The 1,766-nt window shown below is 37.9% G+C and carries 2 protein-coding genes; both read right to left on the bottom strand.

Annotation, left to right across the window (positions count from 1 at the left end):
• Window positions 1-129: 129 nt before the first annotated feature.
• Entirely contained in the window at window positions 130-690 is a 561-nt protein-coding gene (gene sigX, locus AC1DUW_RS27675; RefSeq protein ID WP_477644032.1) for an RNA polymerase sigma factor SigX, read from the bottom strand.
• 237 nt (window positions 691-927) lie between these two features.
• Window positions 928-1,766 (bottom strand): sensor histidine kinase (locus AC1DUW_RS27670; protein WP_477644031.1); only part of this gene is annotated, 839 nt, incomplete at its 5' end.

Genomic DNA, 1,766 nt, shown 5'->3' with positions numbered 1-1,766 from the left:
AAGAATAAGGAGGCAACACCCACAATAAGAGGAAACCATTGTTTTTTCCGCTTTTTATTATGAATCCCTGCAAACACCTCATCCTTTGTTCGTTTGTCTTTTACTTTCGGAAGCTGGTGAAGCATGTCTTCAATTTCGTTTTCTTTCCAACGGGGTTTTCTCAATGGGGTCATCCTCCTTTCCAGACAAATCTTCCATCATCTTTTTAATTGCTTTTAACGCACGATGCTGGGTTGTTTTAACCTTACTTTCACTCCAATTTAATACCTCAGCGGTTTCTGATATGGACATTGCTTGAATATATCGTAATATGATGACGGACCTTTGATCAATCGTGCATCGGTTCAAACATTGATATATATCATGGATATCATCATTCATAATAGCCACTTCTTCCGGAATAGGCTGAGTATCTTTAATCATTTGCCTCTCCCAGTCGAAGTTAGAAAAGATTTTGTCTCTCCACCGTTTTTGTTTCCGAAAATAATCAATCGTCACATTTCTCGCAATAGAATATATCCACGTTTTTTCACTGCTTTTTCCCTCGAATCGGTCATAGGCCTTCATAACCCTGATATAGACCTCTTGAACAAGGTCCTCTGCCGATTCCCGATTTTTAGTCATATAATAAATGAATTGATAAATTTCGTGATGATACTTTTCATAAAGATCGTGGAAAACGGGATCCATCATTTCCCCACATCCGTTCATAAATATAGTCGTCATTCATATATAAAAGTTACACTTTACATATGATCTTATTACAAAATTCAGTGAATTTCTATATATAAGAGTCCTATTCACTAGAATATTACTAACCTGTTCCCTTTCTAAGAAAAAAGACAAAGACAAGTTGGAAATAAATCCAATTGCCTTTGTCTCCACTGTTTCTTATGAAACAAGATTTTCTGGCAAACAACCAGTTATTCATTCAGTATTTTCCATTATTCGAGGTAGAATAATGCTGAATGTCGTCCCTTTTTTAGGTAAACTGTTTACCGAAATGTAGCCATCATGGGCATTAATGATATTTTTAACAATAGCCAATCCCAAGCCAGTACCCGATCGACCGCGTGTACGTGCTTTATCCGCTTTATAGAATCTCTCGAATACAAAGGGTAAATCCTCTTCAGGGATACCCGAACCAGAGTCCTTCACATCAATAATCAGCCCTCTTCGATCACTTGTCCTTTGAATGACATCAATGTTCCCGCCTGGAGGGGTATGTCGAATCGCATTATCAATTAAATTCGTCAATACCTGTTCAATTCGGTCGGGATCGAAACACCACTCGATTCCGTTGTCTTGAAGATTAGTGGATATCGTTATCCCTTTTTCTTTAGCTAACCCGGAAAATTTGCTTGTAATCCTCTTTAAATAAGATGAAATAGGTATGCATTCATAGTTGAGACTCATTTTTCCTGATTCCAATTTAGCTAGATCGAGTAAATCATTGACTAAACGGCCCATTCTTAGAGATTCATCATAAATAATCCTGGCCATTTCCATTTTTTCCTCTTCACTTCCAGCTATGTCATCAACAATTGCTTCACTATATCCTTGCAGCATTGAAATCGGCGTTCTTAACTCATGAGAGACGTTTGCTATGAAATCAGTCCTAAGTTTGTCCATACGTCTTTCATCACTCATATCACGAATGATAGCTACTGCTCCGCGAATATTGTCGGCATTTGTATATAAAGGACTGACAATCAATCCCCAGTCCCTTCCCTGCAATGTAATTTCCCCGACTTGCTCCTTATCGA

The organism is Peribacillus sp. P4_C12, from assembly GCF_056402095.1.
The sequence above is the reverse complement of the archived record's forward strand: the minus strand, read 5'-3'. Positions and strand labels throughout refer to the sequence as shown.